15 protein-coding genes are annotated in these 17,778 nt (G+C 69.8%); 7 read left to right on the top strand and 8 right to left on the bottom strand.

Going from position 1 to position 17,778, the window contains the following annotated elements; translation table 11 throughout:
• Nucleotides 1–30: 30 nt before the first annotated feature.
• Nucleotides 31–678, top strand: a complete 648-nt coding sequence (locus WDW90_RS08285; protein ID WP_336486915.1) for an MBL fold metallo-hydrolase — start codon at nucleotides 31–33, stop codon at nucleotides 676–678.
• Nucleotides 679–790: 112 nt separating this feature from the next.
• Here the strand turns inward: WDW90_RS08285 and WDW90_RS08280 are convergent, their stop codons facing one another.
• Nucleotides 791–2,020 (bottom strand): GGDEF domain-containing protein, encoded by a 1,230-nt coding sequence (locus WDW90_RS08280; protein ID WP_336486914.1) that lies wholly within the window; start codon nucleotides 2,018–2,020, stop codon nucleotides 791–793.
• 270 nt (nucleotides 2,021–2,290) lie between these two features.
• Here WDW90_RS08280 and gyrB point away from each other — a divergent pair, with 270 nt between their 5' ends.
• Both gyrB and WDW90_RS08270 read left to right on the top strand, forming a co-directional pair.
• Nucleotides 2,291–4,738 carry a DNA topoisomerase (ATP-hydrolyzing) subunit B gene (gene gyrB, locus WDW90_RS08275; RefSeq protein WP_336486913.1) on the top strand — a complete coding sequence of 816 codons (2,448 nt, stop codon included), beginning with the start codon at nucleotides 2,291–2,293 and terminating at the stop codon, nucleotides 4,736–4,738.
• Between the two features lie 8 nt (nucleotides 4,739–4,746).
• A complete protein-coding gene (locus tag WDW90_RS08270; RefSeq protein WP_336486911.1) occupies nucleotides 4,747–5,595 on the top strand; it encodes an HTD2 family dehydratase in 849 nt (282 codons plus the stop codon).
• A gap of 327 nt (nucleotides 5,596–5,922) precedes the next feature.
• Here WDW90_RS08270 and WDW90_RS08265 read toward each other — a convergent pair whose 3' ends face one another.
• Nucleotides 5,923–6,075, bottom strand: coding sequence for a hypothetical protein (locus tag WDW90_RS08265; protein WP_336486910.1), 153 nt, complete (start codon nucleotides 6,073–6,075; stop codon nucleotides 5,923–5,925).
• Between the two features lie 212 nt (nucleotides 6,076–6,287).
• On the opposite strand from WDW90_RS08265, the gene WDW90_RS08260 reads away from it, so the two are divergent.
• A complete protein-coding gene (locus WDW90_RS08260) occupies nucleotides 6,288–7,547 on the top strand; it encodes a polysaccharide biosynthesis/export family protein (protein ID WP_336486908.1) in 1,260 nt (419 codons plus the stop codon).
• Between the two features lie 209 nt (nucleotides 7,548–7,756).
• On the opposite strand, the gene WDW90_RS08255 is transcribed toward WDW90_RS08260, so the two are convergent.
• From WDW90_RS08255 to WDW90_RS08235, 5 genes are all read right to left on the bottom strand, one after another.
• Nucleotides 7,757–10,909, bottom strand: a complete 3,153-nt coding sequence (locus WDW90_RS08255) for a PAS domain-containing hybrid sensor histidine kinase/response regulator (RefSeq protein ID WP_336486907.1) — start codon at nucleotides 10,907–10,909, stop codon at nucleotides 7,757–7,759.
• A 4-nt stretch (nucleotides 10,910–10,913) separates the two neighbouring features.
• Nucleotides 10,914–11,102, bottom strand: coding sequence for a type II toxin-antitoxin system ParD family antitoxin (locus WDW90_RS08250; RefSeq protein WP_336486906.1), 189 nt, complete (start codon nucleotides 11,100–11,102; stop codon nucleotides 10,914–10,916).
• A gap of 377 nt (nucleotides 11,103–11,479) precedes the next feature.
• Entirely contained in the window at nucleotides 11,480–12,400 is a 921-nt protein-coding gene (locus WDW90_RS08245; protein WP_336486905.1) for an NAD(P)H-dependent oxidoreductase, read from the bottom strand.
• A 41-nt stretch (nucleotides 12,401–12,441) separates the two neighbouring features.
• Nucleotides 12,442–13,647, bottom strand: coding sequence for an L-dopachrome tautomerase-related protein (locus WDW90_RS08240; RefSeq protein WP_336486904.1), 1,206 nt, complete (start codon nucleotides 13,645–13,647; stop codon nucleotides 12,442–12,444).
• A gap of 595 nt (nucleotides 13,648–14,242) precedes the next feature.
• A complete protein-coding gene (locus tag WDW90_RS08235; RefSeq protein ID WP_336486903.1) occupies nucleotides 14,243–14,773 on the bottom strand; it encodes a cupin domain-containing protein in 531 nt (176 codons plus the stop codon).
• A gap of 235 nt (nucleotides 14,774–15,008) precedes the next feature.
• Here WDW90_RS08235 and WDW90_RS08230 point away from each other — a divergent pair, with 235 nt between their 5' ends.
• Together WDW90_RS08230 and WDW90_RS08225 are read left to right on the top strand one after the other, a co-directional pair.
• Complete coding sequence (locus tag WDW90_RS08230; protein WP_336486901.1) at nucleotides 15,009–15,191, top strand: hypothetical protein; 183 nt, start codon at nucleotides 15,009–15,011, stop codon at nucleotides 15,189–15,191.
• A gap of 158 nt (nucleotides 15,192–15,349) precedes the next feature.
• Entirely contained in the window at nucleotides 15,350–15,580 is a 231-nt protein-coding gene (locus WDW90_RS08225; protein WP_336486900.1) for a hypothetical protein, read from the top strand.
• Nucleotides 15,581–15,616: 36 nt separating this feature from the next.
• Here the strand turns inward: WDW90_RS08225 and WDW90_RS08220 are convergent, their stop codons facing one another.
• Nucleotides 15,617–16,165: a cupin domain-containing protein gene (locus WDW90_RS08220; RefSeq protein ID WP_336486899.1), complete on the bottom strand. Its 549-nt coding sequence runs from the start codon at nucleotides 16,163–16,165 to the stop codon at nucleotides 15,617–15,619.
• Nucleotides 16,166–16,354: 189 nt separating this feature from the next.
• Here WDW90_RS08220 and aptA point away from each other — a divergent pair, with 189 nt between their 5' ends.
• Nucleotides 16,355–17,692 carry an omega-aminotransferase AptA gene (gene aptA / locus WDW90_RS08215; RefSeq protein WP_336486898.1) on the top strand — a complete coding sequence of 446 codons (1,338 nt, stop codon included), beginning with the start codon at nucleotides 16,355–16,357 and terminating at the stop codon, nucleotides 17,690–17,692.
• Nucleotides 17,693–17,778 lie beyond the last annotated feature (86 nt).

The raw sequence follows: 17,778 nt of genomic DNA, 5'->3' as shown, positions 1-17,778 counted from the left end.
CCGGGCGCCCCGAGCCCGAAAAGACTCCCGATGACAGGCACGCCCCGCGCCGGAATCATCCCGGTCACGCCCTTCCAGCAGAATTGCACCCTGATCTGGGACGAGGCCAGCAAGGTCGGCGCCGTGGTCGATCCCGGCGGCGACCTCGACCGGATCGAGGCGGCGATCCGCGAGCAGGGCCTGACCATCGAGAAGATCCTGCTGACCCACGGGCATATCGACCATGCGGGCGGCGCCGCGGAACTGCGCGAGCGCCTCGGCAACGTACCGGTCGAGGGCCCGCACGAGGCCGACCGCTTCCTGCTCGACGCGCTGCCCGAGACCGGCGCCGGCTACGGCCTGCAGGGCGCCCGCGCGGTCACGCCGGACCGCTGGCTCGACGACGGCGACGCGGTGAGCGTCGGCCCGCTCGCCTTCGACATCCTGCACGCCCCCGGGCACTCGCCCGGCAGCGTCGTCTTCGTCAGCCGCGACGCGCGCTTCGCGCTGGTCGGCGACGTCGTGTTCAAGGGCTCCGTCGGCCGCACCGACCTGCCGGGTGGCAACCACGACCAGCTCATCCGGGCGATCAAGGAGAAGGTGCTGCCGCTCGGCGACGACATGGCCTTCATCCCGGGTCACGGGCCGACCGGCACCCTCGGCGAGGAGCGGCACACCAACCCGTTCCTGCAGGACTGAGACGCGCGGCGTGTGACGCGAAGCCCGGATCCGTCATCCCGAAGGGAATCGTCGGATCTGGCATGATCCGGCCTCGCGTCGGCCGGGCCGGACCGCCTCGCGCCGCCCGCCGTCACGCCGCCGCGGCCTGCCGGGCGCATTCGACGGACGGGGCCTCGGCCTGCGCGGGCGGCCAGATGCGGTTGCGGCCGCCGCGCTTGGCCGCGTAGAGCGCGGCGTCGGCCTCCGCGATCAGGGTCTCCGCCGTGGCATCGCGCCCCAGCTGCCCCGACGCGATGCCGACGCTGATCGTGACGAAGGCGGTGCCGGCGGCGTCCCGCGGGATGCGGTCCTCGGCGACGCGGGCGCGGACGCGCTCGGCCACCCGGGATGCGTCGGCGCCCGAGACGCCATCGAGCAGGATCAGGAACTCCTCTCCGCCGAACCGGTAGACCGTGCCCTCGTCCGAGCGCACGCTTCCCGCGAGGATCTCGGCGACCCGCTTCAGGCAGCGGTCGCCGGCCTGATGCCCGTTGCCGTCGTTGAACGCCTTGAAGTGGTCGATGTCGAGCAGGAGGACCGTCGAGGCCGGCACGGGACCGGCTCCCCGCCGGGCGAGCAGCCGCAGCAGCGCCGCGTCGAGCGCGCGCCGGTTGCCGATCCCGGTCAGCGCGTCGCGCAGGCTGGCGATCTCCAGAACCTCGTTCCGGAGCCTGTCGCGCAGCGTCAGCAGGTAGCCCGTCCGCTGCCGGTGCTCGAGCGTGTACGAGCCGACGAGCGAGAAGACCATCACGCCGGCCATGATCGAGTTCGTCATCAGGATGCGGTCGGCCGAGGCCGTCTCGAAGGTCGCCGTCCCGATCGCGAAGATGACGAAGATCGCGAGGCTCGCCGCGACCGCGTAGACGAACTCGATGCCCTGCACGACGATCATGAACAGGACGACCAGGACGATCGTCCAGAGCATGATGTCCCGGTCGGGCATCCGGCTCTGGCAGGTCAGCACGACAATGGTCGCCGTCAGGACGATGACCGCGGCGGCCTCCGCGCCGGCCCGCACCCAGCGCCGCGGACGGCAGGCCAGGACGAGGTTCGTCAGGATCATGACCGGCGTCATGACGGCGAAATGCAGCAGGAGGTCGATCTGGAAGACGTCCCCGACCACGCGCTGATCGCTGAACAGAAAGAAATGGTAGATCACGATCCCGATGTAGTTCTGCCGGATCATGTGCCGGCAGCGGTTCTCGGCCGTGTCCTGCTCGAACTGGCGCTCGATCGGCGGGCTGAAGCGCAGCAGCCGGAAACCCTGCCGGATTTCGCGCTCGACGGTCTCGAGATCGGGACTGGGGGTTGGCGCGTCCATCGGGTCGTCCGGGTATCGCGCGCGAGGCTAGCCCGAAGTTCTTAAGAAGGCCTCGCAGTTCTTCCCGGCCGCGGACGGACAGCCCGTGAGGATAACAAATCCTAAACGCTAACCCGAAAAATCGAGCGGTCGCGCGGCGCCGCCGCCGCCCGAAAACGATGCAATTCCAAGGCAAAGCCCCTATATCAGGCGGATCATACGAATCGCAGGCGCCAGGCTCCGGAGCGGGGCCGGACTCTCGTGCGACGACCCGCCTGCCCGAGGAACTTCATGGCCGACAATCCGCAGACTGAGAACGCCGAGACCTACGGCGCGGAATCGATCCGGGTGCTCAAGGGGCTCGACGCCGTGCGCAAGCGGCCCGGCATGTATATCGGCGACACCGACGACGGCTCGGGCCTCCACCACATGGTCTACGAGGTCGTCGACAACGCCATCGACGAGGCGCTGGCGGGCCACGCCGACCTCGTCACCGTCACGCTCAACGCCGACGGCTCCTGCACCGTGTCCGACAACGGCCGCGGCATCCCGGTGGACATCCACAAGGAGGAGGGCGTCTCGGCGGCCGAGGTCATCATGACCCAGCTGCACGCGGGCGGTAAGTTCGACCAGAATTCCTACAAGGTCTCGGGCGGCCTGCACGGCGTCGGCGTCTCGGTGGTCAACGCCCTCTCGACCTGGCTGAGGCTGCGCGTCTGGCGCAACGGCCAGGAGCACGCGATGGAGTTCCGCCACGGCGACGCTGTGGCGCCGCTCGCGGTGGTGGGCGAGGCGGGCGGCCGGCGCGGCACCGAGGTGACCTTCCTGCCGTCGCCCGAGACCTTCTCGATGGTCGAGTTCGACTTCCCCACGCTGGAGAAGCGCCTGCGCGAGCTCGCCTTCCTCAATTCCGGGGTGCGCATCGTGCTCACCGACGCGCGCCACGCCGAGCGCAAGCGCGAGGAGCTCTGCTACGAGGGCGGCATCGAGGCCTTCGTGCGCTACCTCGACCGCTCGCGCAAACCGATCGAGGGGATGGCCAAGCCCGTCACCGTGCGCTCCGAGCGCGACGGCATCCGGGTCGAAGTGTCGTTCTGGTGGAACGACGCGTTCAACGAGACGGTGCTGCCCTTCACCAACAACATCCCGCAGCGCGACGGCGGCACCCACATGGCGGGCTTCCGCGCGGCGCTCACCCGCCAGATCACCGGCTACGCTGAATCCTCCGGCATCGCCAAGCGCGAGAAGATCTCGCTCACCGGCGAGGATTGCCGCGAGGGGCTCACCGCCGTCATCTCGGTGCAGGTGCCCGACCCGAAATTCTCGTCGCAGACCAAGGACAAGCTCGTCTCCTCCGAGGTGCGCCCGGCCGTCGAGAACGTGCTCAACGAGGGCCTCTCGAACTGGCTCGAGGAGAACCCGGCCCAGGCGAAGTCGGTTGTCGGCAAGGTCGTGCTCGCGGCCTCGGCGCGGGAAGCCGCCCGCAAGGCCCGCGAGACGGTGACCCGGAAAGGTGCTCTCGACATCGCCTCGCTGCCCGGCAAGCTCGCCGATTGCCAGGAGCGCGACCCGACGAAGTGCGAGATCCTGCTGGTGGAGGGCGATTCCGCCGGCGGCTCGGCCAAGCAGGGCCGAGACCGCACCTTCCAGGCGGTCCTTCCGCTCCGGGGCAAGATCCTCAACGTCGAGCGGGTCCGGGCAGACCGGATGCTGTCGTCGGCCGAGATCGGCACGCTGATCACCGCGCTCGGGGCCGGCATCGGGCGCTCGTCGACCGACCGCGAGGGCTTCAACCCGGAGAAGCTGCGCTACCACCGCATCATCATCATGACGGATGCGGACGTGGACGGCTCGCATATCCGCACGCTGCTCCTGACCTTCTTCTTCCGGCAGATGCCGGAGGTGATCGAGCGCGGCCACCTCTACATCGCGCAGCCGCCCCTCTACAAAGCCGAGCGCGGCCGCAAGGCGATCTACCTGAAGGATGAGCGGGCGCTCGAGGACTACCTGATCGACCAGGGCGTCGAGGGCGCCACCCTGCGGCTCGCCTCGGGCACGGAATTCTCGGGGGCCCAGCTCAAGGCGCTCGTCGACGAGGCCCGCGCCTTCCGGGGCATCCTGCAGGGGCTCCACACCCGCTACGACCGCGCGGTGGTGGAGCAGGCCGTGATCGCGGGCGCCTTCCGCCCGGAGGCGGCCGAGCATGCCGGCGAGGCGGAAGTGCTCGCCGACATGACGGCCAAGCGCCTCGACGCCATCGCCGACGAGATCGAGCAGGGCTGGCAGGGCGAGGCGTCCGAGGGCGGCTACGTGCTCAGCCGGACGCTGCGGGGCGTGCGTCAGGTCTCGAACCTCGACGCCTCGCTCATCGCCTCGCAGGAGGCGCGTCGCCTCGCCGATCGCGCCGACGCGCTGCGGGAGATCTACGGCGAGCCCGTGACCCTCGCCCGCAAGGGCGACGAGACGCTGCTGCACGGCCCAGCCGGCCTGTTCGAGGCCGTGATGGCCTTCGGCCGCAAGGGCCTGCAGCTCCAGCGCTACAAGGGGCTCGGCGAGATGACCGCTCAGCAGCTCTGGGAGACGACCCTCGACCGCGACGTGCGCTCGCTCCTGCAGGTCAAGGTCAAGGACACGACCGACGCCGACGACCTCTTCGTCAAGCTGATGGGCGACGTGGTGGAGCCGCGCCGCGAGTTCATCCAGGAGAACGCGCTCAGCGTCGCCAACCTCGACGTCTGAGGTTTTCTGTGGCCGCGCTTGATATCGATCACCTGCGCAGCTGGATCGGCCGCACCCGCGAGGTTCGCGACATCGTCACGCCTCGTCTCGTGGGCGAGTTCCGCGCAACCTTCGCCGGCGTCCTTGCGCCCGTGCGCGAGACCGAGGCTCCGCTGGCGCTCCACTGGTGCCTCGCACCCGAGACGCCAGCCGCCGACACGCTGGGGCCGGACGGCCACGCGGCCAAGGGCGGCTTTCTCCCTCCTGTGCCGCTGCCGCGGCGGATGTGGGCTGGCGGCGAGGTCGAGACCCTCGCCGCGCTGCATCTCGGCGACGACGTCGTGCGCCGCGAGACCGTCGCAGATGTGGTCGTCAAGGAGGGCCGCACCGGCTGCCTCTGCTTCGTCACCGTCCGGCACGAATACGAGACGCCGCGCGGGGTGGCCATTCGCGAGCGGCAGGACATCGTCTACCGCGAGGCGGCCCGACCCGGTCAGCAGACCGCAAGGCCCCAGCCGTCACCGCTGACCTCGGCGCCCGATCTCGTGCGAGAGGTCGAGGCTACGACGACCCTGCTGTTCCGCTACTCGGCCATGACGTTCAACGGCCACCGCTTCCATTACGACTTCCCGTACGCGACCGAGGTCGAGGGCTATCCAGGCCTCGTCGTCCACGGGCCGATCCAGGCAAGCCTGCTGCTGAACCTCGCCGCCGAGGCCCTCGGCCGGACGCCCGGGATGTTCCGCTACCGCGGCATATCTCCGATGATCGCCGGTCAGATCTTCCAGGTGGCGGGACAGCGGGACGGCACGAACTTCGTGGGCGTCACCGTCGACGCCGGAGGGAGCGCCCGTATGACGGCGGCAGCCGCCCTCTGATCGGGACGCTGCCGGTCATGACGGACCTCGACGTTGTCGGATCTCTCTGCGTGCCCCTGCATCGGCCGGAGCGGTCCCGCGCTCGCTCGATCCTGGCCCGACCGGGTGCGGGAGCGAGCGCGTCGTTTCCTCCCTGCAAACCCGGACCGCGTACGCCCGTGTCCTCGGGTGGACTTTTGTCCCGTGCGGTCAAGCAGGCCCCGGCGGCCGGCGAGATGAACGCATGGTCCGAGAGACCGGTCTGGGGCCGGAGGTGCCCCCGTTCGGCTTGCATCCGTCCGGGACGGATCGTCGACTTGAAGGCGACGGCGCGACCCCGGCCGTCATTCACGCGAGCAGGCCCACGAGCGGGACGATCGAGGCGAAGCAGCCGGACGCCAGGTAGGCTTGCAGCCGGCTTGTCCGGCGCACACCTGTCGGCTGCGCCGGACCGCTGGCCGCTTCGGCGGACAATGCTTTCCAGCGGAGCGGCGGCGCCATTTGCCCGCTGCGCGTGACCGCCCGGACAGCATCGGTTGCAGTCCGGGCCTACTACCTTTTCGCCTCACTGAACGGCCAAGAGCCGATAGCTAAGGTTGGAATATCGGGCTAGATTGTCAAATCGAAACCGCTCCGGCCGAGCTTCTGAGTCATCGTCTTTAGCTCATATCCAGGTATGCGCTGTTGATAAGCTCGCAGGACAGGGGCAGCAGATGAAAATGGATCGCTGCTCAGCTCTGGTGCGTGCGCTCGCTTGCTTGGCAATCTGCGCATCGGTCCTTTTTTCTTCCACCTCGGCGCGCGCCGCCTACCTGCTGCAGTCCGGCGATGTCCTTGAGCTCGTCGTCGCGGGCGTTCCGGAGTTGCGCCAGCGTTCCACGGTCGGCATCGACGGAGAGGTTTCGTTCCCCATCGCCGGTCAGCTCACGGCCGCCGGGACGGACATCTCTGACCTGCAGAGTCGGCTCCTCGCCGTCATGGCCTCGAAGGTCTATCAGCAACGCACCACGAACGGGCGCGAGGTCACGCACGTGATCGAGCCCGGGGAGATCTCGGTCTCGGTCGTGGCGTACCGCCAGATCTACCTCAGCGGCGACGTGGCGCGCCCGGGCGAGCAACCTTACCGCAACGGCATGACCGTTCGTCAGGCGATCGCGGTCGCCGGCGGGTACGACGTCCTGCGCCGGGTGGACGATTCGACCCTGCAGTCGAGTGATCTGCGCGCTGAATACGAGTCCCTTTCGGCCGACTACGTTCGCGAACAAGCGCGCGAACGGCGCGTCCGCATGGAGCTCGGCGAGAAACCCGGGACCGAGCCTGCAAACCCGAAGATTCCGGTCGCCTCCGACCTGATGAGGCGTCTGGCCGAGGCCGAGGACAATCAATTCAAGGCCCGCACGACCGATCTGGAGCGCGAGCGTAAATATCTGCAGGACGCGATCCAGACCTCGGTCGCCCAGCTCGGAGTTCTCGCCGAGAAGCGCAACAAGGATGAGGCAAATAATAAGGCTGACATTGCCGACTTCGAGCAGATGCGCGATCTGTTCCAGCGAGGAGTGACGGTAAACGTGAGCATCTCGGCATCGCGGCGTGCGGTCCTACTCTCGTCGACGCAGATCCTCCGGACGATCGTCGAGACCTCGAATATCGAGCGCCAGCGCACCGACTACGAACGTCAGATGACCCGCCTGCTCGCTCAGCGGCGTCAGGAGCTTCTGCGCGAACTGCAGGACACGAACGTCCGGGTGGCCCAGCTGAACGCCCGCCTGCGCAGCGTCGGCGAGAAGCTGCTCTATTCGAGCACGGTGCAGTCCCAGTTGATCCGCGGGACCGGAGCCCATCCTGATATCCTCGTCCACCGGCTATCCACCCGGAATTCGATCCCGGGCGACGAAAACACGGAATTGCAGCCCGGCGACACGGTCTCGGTCGCGCTGCGCGGCGGTATCCTCGCTGTGCAGATGACGCGGTGACCCCGGCTGGCCACGTCCGCATGGGCGACGGACCGTCAGCCCTCCGCCATGTCGCATCGCCCGCGGAGCGGACGAGGCCGCTGGCCCTGAGGTGACGGCCTGCCCCTCGCGGCAGCCGAACCGCGACGGATTCACGGGTATGGACTTGCGCGCCGTTCGGGATGGCTGCCGGCCGTGACGGCACGACTTGGCCGACGGCCGTCGCGGGTTCATGCCTGCGCGATCATCTCGCGGATGCGTACCCCGAGGGTCTCGACGACGAAGGGCTTGGTCAGCACGGCCATGCCCGGTTCGAGGTGACCGTTGCCGACCACCGCGTTCTCGGCGTAGCCGGTGATGAACAGCACCTTCAGGTCCGGGCGCGTCACCCGGCCCGCATCCGCCATCTGGCGGCCGTTCATGCCGCCGGGCAGGCCCACATCCGTGACCAGCAGATCGATGCGCACGTCCGATTGCAGCACCTTCAGCCCCGCCGCGCTGTCGGCCGCCTCGATGGCGGTGTAGCCGAGTTCCTCCAGCACCTCCGTGACCAGCATCCGCACCGTCGGCTCGTCATCGACGACGAGCACGGTCTCGCCCCGCTCGGCGCGCGGCGCTTCAGCCAAGCCGGCCAGCGGGTCGGTCTCGGTCACCTCACCGTGGTGGCGCGGCAGGTAGAGGCACACGGTCGTGCCCTCTCCGACCTCGGAGTAGATCCGCACCTGGCCGCCCGACTGCTTGGCGAAGCCGTAGATCATGGACAGGCCAAGCCCCGTGCCCTGGCCGATGGGCTTGGTGGTGAAGAACGGGTCGAACGCCTTGGCGGCGATGTCCGGGCTCATGCCGGTGCCGGTATCGGTCACGCACAAGGACAGGTACTGTCCCTCGGGGACGTCGTGCTTCCGGGCCGCCCATCTGTCGAGCCACTTGTTGGCGGTCTCGATGGTGATGCGTCCGCCCTCCGGCATAGCATCGCGCGCGTTGATGCAGAGGTTCAGCAGTGCGTTCTCAAGTTGCGGCGGGTCGACAAGCGCCGGCCAGAGCCCCGCGGCCCCGACAACCTCGACCTCGATGAGGGGCCCGACCGTGCGCCGGATCAGCTCCTCCATCCCGTTCACGAGGGCGTTCACGTCGGTCGGCTTCGGGTCGAGCGTCTGCCGGCGCGAGAAGGCCAGCAGGCGGTGGGTCAGCGCCGCCGCGCGCTTCGAGGCACCCTGCGCGGCCGACATGTAGCGGTCGATGTCCTTGAGGCGGCCCTGGTTCATGCGGGTCTGCATCAGCTCCAGCGAGCCGGAGATGCCGGCCAGCAGGTTGTTGAAGTCATGGGCGATGCCGCCGGTGAGCTGGCCGACCGCCTCCATCTTCTGCGATTGCCGCAGCTGCTCTTCAAGCCGCGCCTTTTGCTCGGCGCCTGCCTTCTCGGCCGTGACGTCGCGCCCGACGCCCGTCAGCCGCTCCCCGCCGGGCTCCGGCGCCAGCTTCCAGGCGATCCAGCGCCAGGTGCCGTCCGCGGCCCTGACCCGGTCCTCGAACCGGACCGGCTTGCCGGTGGCCCGCATGTCGAGGAGCGCTTCCATCACCGCGGGCAAGTCGTCCGGGTGGACGATCTCGGCGTAGGGCCGGGTCAGCAGCGTCTCCTCGTCGTGGCCGAGCAGGACCGTCCAGGACGGGCTGACCCGCAGGAGCCGGCCCTCGTAATCGGCATTGACCAGCAGATCCTCGCTCAGCTCCCAGAGGCGGTCGCGCTCGGCCGCCAACCCGGCCTCGGCGTCGCGTTGGACGGTGACGTCCTGCACGAACACGTAGAAGCCGTCGACCTCGCCGCGGGCGTCCCGGCGTGGCTCGTAGCGGATGTCGGCGATGCGCCGCCGGCCGTCCGGCCAAGGCCAGGGCAGATCCATGCGGACCGGCAACCCGGCGAGCGCCCGCTCGATGTGCGGCAGCCGCACTCGGAACCCCGCCTCGTCGACGATGTCGGGGATGGTGCGTCCGACGACCTCGTCCGGCGTGCGGTCGAACCAGTCGCGATAGGCATCGTTCGCGAACCGGTAGGTCAGGGAGCGGTCGACGAAGGAGACCAGCAGCGGCAGCGCGTCGGCGACCAGGCGCAGCTCGGCCTCGCTCGCGCGCCGGGCCTCCTCGGCCTGGAGGCGGGCGGTCTCGTCGCGTGCGACCTTCAGGAAGCCGCGCGAGCGGCCCTGCGCGTCGGGCGGCAGCGGATGGAGCGAGCCGTTCAGGAAGACGCGGCGGCCGTCCTTGGTCACGTGCCAGCGCTCGTCGGGGGCGCAGCCCGCGCGCGCCGCCGTGGCGATCTCGAGGAGGTCGGCGCCCCTCGCGCGGTCCTCGGGCGTGAAGATGATGGCGGCAGGCTGCCCGACTGCCTCCTCGGGCGACCAGCCGAGGATGGCCTGCGCACCGGCCGACCAGCTCGTGATGGTACCGGCAGTGTCAGTGGTGAGGATGGCATGATCCCTGGCGCCCTCGACGACGAGACGCAGGCGCTCCTCGCTCTCGCGCAGGCCCGCCTCGGCGAGCTTGCGGTCGTGCACGTCCTCGACCACGCCGTACCAGTTGATGATCGCGCCGGCCTCGTCCCGTCGCGGGTAGGCGCGGGCCCGCTGCCAGCGGTGCTCGCCCGTGGTCGCGATGCGGATGCGGTAGTCGACGTCCACCGGGTCGCCCGAGGACAGCGCGACCGCGAACGCCGCCATGGTCGGCTCAAGATCATCCGGATGCAGCGCCTTGGTCCAGCCGGTGCCGTCAGGCTCGCCCGGAGACTGGCCCGTGAGCTGGAGCCAGCGATGCGAGTAGGAGGTGACGTTGCCCTGCGGATCGCAGGTCCACGGCACCTGCGGGTTGAGCTCGACCGTGTGCCGGAAGTGGTCCTCGCTTTCGCGGAGCGCCCGGTCGCTCAGCACGCGCGCGGTGGTCTCGTTGGTGAAGATGAACAGGCCGGCGACGCGGCCCTCGCCGTCGAGCACGCGCGAGTAGGAGAAACTCCACCATGTGTCGGCTGCGCCGCGGTCGGTGCCCAGCTTCCAGGGAAGATCGTTGAACCTGCGGCTCCTCCCAGCGAAGGCGTCGTCGATGATGGGCTTCGCTTGGCTCCAGGCATCGGCCCAGACCACGTCGAAGCGCTCGCCCATGGCCCAGGGCAGCCGCGGCCCGAGCAGGGGGAAGTAGGTGTCGTTGAAGAAGAAGTGGAGGTCGGGCCCCCAGGCCAGGATCATCGATTCCGGCGAGTTCAGCACCAGGCTGAGCGCCGTGCGAAGCTCCGAGGGCCAGGTCACGGGTGACCCCAGCGGGTGCTCGGACCAGTCGCGCTCGCGGATCATGCGGGCGGCCTCGCCACCGCCCGCCAGGAAAGCCAATGGGTCGCTCACGAGATCATTCCTCGCCGGGCGCGGGCGTCGCGTCGCGGTGGGCCCGGAAGGCGAGCTCGCGCTCTTCAAGCAGGCGCAGCGCGGTGCGCATGACCTCGCTCATGTTGCCGTAGCGTCCCGAGGCGAGCAGCCGCTCGGCGACGGCCAGGAGCTCGGGGCTGAGCGAGATGGTGACGGACTTGCGGAGGGGCATGCGGGCGGGGGGCCTGTGGGATCAGGCCACACAACGCGGTAGCCTGCCGCAAGGCTGCACCGTAAGCGGTCTTTCGGCGAGCCGCAGCGCGAAGGCGGGCCCGAAGCAAGGGCCGGCACACGACCGCTGCAGCGCCACCACCCCAGCGCCGGTCACGTCTCGTCCATGCAACCGTGGCGATGGCCGAGCCCTCGGGCGCCCGTGCGGCTGCGTCTCACCGGCCGGCACGCGGGCGGGTTTCGGCTCCCCCATCGGCCGTGACCGCGACGATGGATGGAACTCCGCAAGGGGGACCGCAAGGTCACCGCGTCGCGGCAAGGTCACTGCGTGGTGGCGAGGTCACTGCGTGGTGGCAAGGTCACTGCGTGGTGGCAAGGTCACTGCGTGGTGGGTTGAGCCCCGCGCTCCGCCTCCGTCGTCCCCGGCACGATGCCCTTCCTGGTCACGTGCTCGACGAAGGCGTCTACCCACTCGTCGAAGCAAGCCATGGCTTCCGGATCCCGTGCCATGTCGTCCGGCTGGTCGTCGGCATAGGCGCGTCCCAGACCGATCGAGGCATGGCGCCAGAGCGCGTCCGGCACCTCGATGCCGCCGTAGCGGCACTGCCAGACAAGCCCCTGATACGCCTTTCGCTCGTCGCCCTGATACGGCTCCTGGTCCGGATCGAACCAGTCCGTGTGCTCGAGGATGCGCGGCCGACGGTCCTCGTCGAGTTCGTTGCCGCCCTCGTTGCCGTAGCAGAAGAAGGCGGCGGTGCGCCCTTCGAGGTGGTTCTTCGTCAGTTCGCGCCAGAGGGGCGAGCGTTCGAGCGCCTGCGCCTTCCGCGTGCTCTTCTTGTCGATGAGGTCGGGGCGCGGGTTGCCCCCGCTCATGCAGACGAGGCGGTCGAACATCGCCTTGAGGTTCGTGCTCAGGCCATACCACCAGACCGGGCCGATGATAGCCCAGGCGTCAGCCCGAGCGAGCCGCTGGTAGAGCTTCTCGTTCCACATCAGGTCGGGCTGGTGGTCGCTGTCCGGCCCGTAGCAGTTGCAGGGCCAGACGCAGAGCGCCATCGAGGACCCGACACAGCCGTTGCAGCCCTGGATCTTGGGCTTGCCGTGCTCGTTCCCGATATCGACGGCGTCGACCTGCCAGCCGGCGGGCAGGCGCCCGACCATCCGGTGCATCAGCGCGCGCGCCTTGCCGTCCAGGCCCGGGCAGCCGTCGAGCCGCCGGGCGGACCCGGCGACCACGAGCACCTGGAGAGGCCGCTCCTCCAGCGGCAACGTTTCGACTTCGGCTTTCAGATCGTCCACGCAGGACACTCCCGGCTGGAGGCAGGCCGCCCAGGCTCGCCTCAGCGAGCGGGCCCCGGCCGCGTGGAGCCCGTGGCCTCGGCCTGGCCCGGCCTGATGGCCCAGAGTTCCGTCGGAAGGCTGATGGGCGCGCCGGGCTTGTAGTCGGCCGAGTCCTGGATGTGCGAGGTCGTCACGTAGATCGTGCCGTCAGGCCCCTCGCTGAAGGTGTCGGGCCAGCGAAGCTGGGCATCCTGCACGAGCGTCGTCAGGCCCGTGCCCTGACTTGAAAGGTCCCGTACCTTGACCGCATTGTCCTGCGGCGAGGTCACGTACATGCGTCCGTCCTTGCGCGAGATCAGCAGGCCGTCCGCCACCCCGTTCTCGCCGACCGTGACGATCTTTCCGCCCAGCGTCTTGTCGGTCAGCATCTCGGGCACGACCGAAGCGGTGGCCCAACCGGTGAGCGCCTCGGTCGGCAGGCTGTAGAGCGTCTTGCCCTTGATCGCCTGCCAGTACAGCGTCTTGCCGTCGCCCGAGAGCGCGATGCCGTCGGCCGAGAACTCGACGCCGCGCCCGTCCGGTCGACGCAGCGGCTTGCCGTCGTAGGTCACGGTCACGCTCTTGTCCGGCATGGTCGCGGGATGGCCGGCCAGCACGCGCCTGGCCGAGCCGCTGTCGACGTCGACCACGATCAGCGCGCCCTCGGCGCCGGAATCGGTGAGGTAGGCGGTCTTGCCATCGGGCGAGATCCGCACGTCGTTGATGTAGGAGGCCTGCAACACGATGCTCGGGTCGAACGGGATCGTCTTCACGACCTGGTTGGTCTTGAGGTCGATCCCGACGAGCTTCGGCCCGTCCTTGACCACGTGCGCCATGGCCGGCGCGGCGGCATCGACCACCCAGAGCCGGTCCTGCCCGTCGGCCACCACGCTCTGCACGCAGACGAAGTGGTTCTTCGGGTCGACCTCGTCCTTCTTCGCGTTGCGCCAGGAATTCCAGGCCTCGTCCGGATAGGGTACGGGCTTGCCGTCCTTCAGCTCGGCGACCGAGACCGGCGCGTCCTCGCTCCAGCGCGGGAAGTTGACGAACATGCGCCCGTCCCTCGCGACGGTGATGCCGGTCACCTGGTGCTCGAAGCTCGCGACCTTGGTCAGCTTGCCCTGTGCGGCGGCACTGTCCTCAGCACGGGCGGGATGGGTCGCGGCGGCGACGCCCGACAACAGGATCATGGCCAGCCCCGCGCGGGCGATAGCGGCTCTCATCATTCTCGATACTCCGGTCCGCAAGTCGTCCAGGACGGTCTCGCCCGCGATGAGGGAGCGTTCCGGCGCCGCCACGGCCTAGGCCGTTGCCGGGATCTGCTCGAGGCGCGGCATCCTCCGCCTCGACGCTGTTCTCGCGATGCGGGCAGCTTCTTCCCCGGGACGTCGAAGACCTTGACTGGCGACCGCACGCAGTGGGCGGCCCTCCCGCACAAACCGAGCCTGAAGGCAAGTGTTCCAGTCGACAGGCGGGGTTCTGTAGCCGCATTGACTGCGGTTATCGTCGCTGGCGAGGCGGCCATAAGGTCCCTGAGGGTGGAGACGGCAGCCCCACTCTCGGGCTCGGTCCGGAAAGGGTGACGCCGGACATCACCGGCCTGCCATGACCGCCCGCCTCGGACGATTTGCCGGGCACTCAGCACGCGACCGCTGCCCGGAGAGCCGGCACCGCGACGCAACGACCAGGGTCAGTCGCAGGCGCCGGTCGGGGCCCCCGGACCGTCCCGATACCCTCACGGTCGCGGCGGAAACCGGGGATGGCCGCGGGGAGGCGCCGCGATGCAGGCGGCGGCCCCGGCTCGTCCGCGCCGTGTGCAGCTCAGGGGTGCTTGTGGATCGGGTCGACCCAGTAGACGGTCTCAGGAGCCTCGGCCGCCTCGACGTCGGGCAGGTTGACCACCACCGCCTCGTTGTCCGAGCGCACCAGCACGCAGTGCAGCGGCTCGTCGGTCGAGGCGTTGATCTCCTGGTGCGGCACGTAGGGCGGCACGAAGATGAAGTCGCCGGGCCCGGCCTCGGCCACGTATTCGAGCCGCTCGCCCCAGCGCATGCGGGCCCGCCCCGAGACCACGTAGATCACGCTCTCGAGCGCCCCGTGGTGGTGCACGCCGGTCTTGGCGTCGGGCTCGATCGCCACCGTGCCGGCCCAGATCTTCTGCGCGCCGACGCGGGCCGCGTTGATGGCGGCCTGGCGGAACATGCCGGGCGTCTGGGCGGTGTTGGGGTCGAGCCGGTCGCCCGGGATCACCCGGACGCCGTCGTGCTTCCAGCGCTCGCCCGAGACGGTGCCGTGCGCGTGGTCGTCGTGCCCGTGATGGGCGTCGGTGCGGTCGTCGCCGTTGTCGTGCATGCCGGTTCCTCCAGCTGCATCATCGCCCGGCCGCGAGCGCTTCGGAATAGCCGGCATCGCGGATCGCCTCGACCCTCGTCCTCGTGACCGCGATGCGCGCCGGCCCTGATCACACGAGAGATGCGCGTGATCCGCGCGGCCGGACGCGTGCGCGGATGCACCCGATCGATCGCCAGCGCGGTAACCCCGCCCTTCGTTGCCGCGAGTTCCCGGCATCGTAACCGGGAGACTTGCCATGCCTGCCTCGCCCCAGCCGACCCTCGCCGCGCCCGTCCTGAGGCTCGCGGCCTTCTACCTGCTCTGCCTCTGGATGCGGGCGAGGCCGGCGGCCCTGTCGCGCGCGCTGGCCGTGACGGAGGGCCTCGGCGCGGACCTGGTCTCCGCGGACGGCGCCTCCGTCCGCGCCTGTACGATCTAGCGCCCGTCGAGATCTGGACCAAGCGCGGCCATTCATGAAAATGCCGAAATATGAGGCTGGAAAACTGCCTGTGATTGAGCTAGGGGCGAAGCTGCGACAAGACGTCTTGCCCAAGGAATAACAGCCAAGATTGACCCAGTTCTCCGAGGAGGCGGCGCATGTATTCTGACCTCGACAGGGCGCGACAGGGCTGGGATCGCATCAAGGATGATCTGCGCGCGCTGGAGCGCTCCGCCGTTTCCGAACCGGACGACGCGGACCGGCGCGAGGCCATGCTCCACCTGACGCGGCTGCGCGCCTACATCGCGCTCGGGCGCGTCAACGAGCTCGAGCGGACGGGCCATGCCCACAAGGCCTGCGAGGGGCCGCCGCACAACCGCCTCTTCTGAGCGGCGCGGCCGCGTCGCCCGCTGGCCCCGGGCCGCTCAGAAGGTCGGCGGCGTGCAGGCGCTGACGACCTCGCAGGGCTCGGCGCCGACGCAGCGGAAGCGGTGCGGGAGCCGGCTCTCGAAGTAATAGGCATCCCCGGGGCCGAGGATGCGCCGGTCCGCGTCCACCGTCACCTCGAGCCTCCCGCTCAGCACGATGCCGCCCTCCTCGCCCTCGTGCACGAGGGGGACCCGGCCCGTATCGGCCCCAGGCTCGTAGCGCTCCCTCAGGATCTGGAGCGCGCGCCCGAACAGGCTCTCGCCGACCTGCCGGAAGGAGATCCGGCCCTTGCCGATCTCGGTCAGCTCGTCCGCCGCGTAGAAGGCCCGGCGCGGCCGCTCGGGGGCGAGGGCGAAGAAGTCCGACAGGCCGATCGGGACCCCGTCGAGGATGCGCTTCAGGGCGCCCACCGACGGGTTCATCTGGTTCGACTCGATCAGCGAGATCGTCGAATTCGTGACCCCCGCGCGCTTGGCCAGAGCCCGCTGGGACAGGCCGTGCAGGTCGCGCAGGTGGCGCAGGCGCGCGCCGACATCGACGCTCATCGCCGACCTCCCCGTTGCGGGTGTTTCGGATCCGGCAACAGATAGCCGACGGTGCGAGCGCGATCAACGGCTTGGCGGGGCGCAGAAAAGGACTTGTTGCGGGCACCGAAACCGGTCCCTGTGCGGGCATCGGCCCGGCCGCCGCCCGAGGTGCCCGCCGTGAACGCGCCGACAAGGAACGTCCCGACCATGACCGCATCGCCCCTGAAGAACGCCCCGGGCCTCGACGCCTACTGGATGCCGTTCACGGCCAACCGCCAGTTCAAGGCGGCCCCGCGCCTCCTCGCCTCGGCGGAGGGGATGCACTACACGAGCGACGACGGGCGCCGGATCCTCGACGGCACCGCCGGGCTCTGGTGCGTCAATGCCGGCCACGGCCGCCGCCCCATCGCCGAGGCGGTGGAGCGCCAGCTCCTCACCCTCGACTTCGCGCCCTCCTTCCAGATGGGCCATCCCGCCGCCTTCGCCTTCGCGGAGGCGCTGGCCGCCGTGGCGCCGGGCGGCGCGCAGGCCGGGCTCGACCGGGTGTTCTTCACGGGCTCGGGCTCGGAATCCGTCGACACGGCGCTCAAGATCGCGCTCGCCTACCAGCGGGCGATCGGGCAGGGCACCCGCACCCGGCTGATCGGGCGCGAGCGCGGCTATCACGGGGTCGGCTTCGGGGGCATCTCGGTGGGCGGCCTCGTCAACAACCGGCGCGCCTTCACGCAGCTGCCCGGGGTCGACCACCTGCGCCACACCCACGACCCGGCCCGCAACAGCTTCGTGAAGGGCCAGCCCGAGCACGGCGCGGAGCTCGCCGACGATCTCGAGCGGCTCGTGGCGCTGCACGGGGCCGAGACCATCGCGGCCTGCATCGTCGAGCCGGTGGCGGGCTCGACCGGGGTGCTGGTCCCGCCGAAGGGCTATCTCGAGCGCCTGCGCGAGATCTGCACCCGGCACGGCATCCTGCTGATCTTCGACGAGGTGATCACCGGCTTCGGCCGCCTCGGCACCCCCTTCGCCACCGACTATTTCGGCGTCACGCCCGACCTCGTCACCACCGCCAAGGGCCTGACCAACGGCACCGTGCCGATGGGCGCGGTCTTCGCGAGCCGGCAGGTCCACGACGCCCTGATGCGGGGCCCCGAGGGCGCCATCGAGCTGTTCCACGGCTACACCTACTCGGGCCACCCGCTCGCCTGCGCGGCGGGCCTCGCAACGCTCGCGATCTACGCCGAGGAGGGCCTGCTCACCCGCGGCGCCGCCCTGGCCGGGGAATGGGCGAGCGCCATGCACGACCTGCGCGGGCGCCGGAACGTGATCGACATCCGCACCATCGGCCTCGTGGCGGGCATCGAACTCGAGTCCCGCCCGGACGCGCCCGGCGCCCGGGCCTACGAGGTGTTCGTCGACTGCTTCGAGCGCGGTCTCCTGATCCGCGTCACCGGCGACATCATCGCGCTGTCGCCGCCGCTGATCGTCGAGGCGGATCAGATCGCCGAGATGACCCGCACGCTGGCCGAGGCCATCGACCGCGCCGCCTGAGCGGCTGGCGCCCGGCCTCAGAGCACGCTGCGAAAAAGCGGCAACGGCTTTTCGCAGCGTGCTCTCACTTATTGAATCGATCACGA

It is taken from the genome of Methylobacterium nigriterrae (assembly GCF_037106235.1).
Lineage (GTDB): Bacteria > Pseudomonadota > Alphaproteobacteria > Rhizobiales > Beijerinckiaceae > Methylobacterium > Methylobacterium nigriterrae.
Note: the sequence above shows the minus strand (reverse complement) of the source record. Positions and strands in the feature narration are given on the sequence as shown.

What these genes read in the sequence shown, in the direction of transcription:
- WDW90_RS08265 (WP_336486910.1), bottom strand. Translation starts at nt 6,075, where the DNA reads ATGGCGCCGCCGCTCCGCTGGAAAGCATTGTCCGCCGAAGCGGCCAGC.
- WDW90_RS08240 (WP_336486904.1), bottom strand. Translation starts at nt 13,647, where the DNA reads ATGATGAGAGCCGCTATCGCCCGCGCGGGGCTGGCCATGATCCTGTTG.
- gyrB (WP_336486913.1), top strand. Translation starts at nt 2,291, where the DNA reads ATGGCCGACAATCCGCAGACTGAGAACGCCGAGACCTACGGCGCGGAA.
- WDW90_RS08230 (WP_336486901.1), top strand. Translation starts at nt 15,009, where the DNA reads ATGCCTGCCTCGCCCCAGCCGACCCTCGCCGCGCCCGTCCTGAGGCTC.
- WDW90_RS08225 (WP_336486900.1), top strand. Translation starts at nt 15,350, where the DNA reads ATGTATTCTGACCTCGACAGGGCGCGACAGGGCTGGGATCGCATCAAG.
- WDW90_RS08280 (WP_336486914.1), bottom strand. Translation starts at nt 2,020, where the DNA reads ATGGACGCGCCAACCCCCAGTCCCGATCTCGAGACCGTCGAGCGCGAA.
- WDW90_RS08220 (WP_336486899.1), bottom strand. Translation starts at nt 16,165, where the DNA reads ATGAGCGTCGATGTCGGCGCGCGCCTGCGCCACCTGCGCGACCTGCAC.
- aptA (WP_336486898.1), top strand. Translation starts at nt 16,355, where the DNA reads ATGACCGCATCGCCCCTGAAGAACGCCCCGGGCCTCGACGCCTACTGG.
- WDW90_RS08250 (WP_336486906.1), bottom strand. Translation starts at nt 11,102, where the DNA reads ATGCCCCTCCGCAAGTCCGTCACCATCTCGCTCAGCCCCGAGCTCCTG.
- WDW90_RS08235 (WP_336486903.1), bottom strand. Translation starts at nt 14,773, where the DNA reads ATGCACGACAACGGCGACGACCGCACCGACGCCCATCACGGGCACGAC.
- WDW90_RS08285 (WP_336486915.1), top strand. Translation starts at nt 31, where the DNA reads ATGACAGGCACGCCCCGCGCCGGAATCATCCCGGTCACGCCCTTCCAG.
- WDW90_RS08260 (WP_336486908.1), top strand. Translation starts at nt 6,288, where the DNA reads ATGAAAATGGATCGCTGCTCAGCTCTGGTGCGTGCGCTCGCTTGCTTG.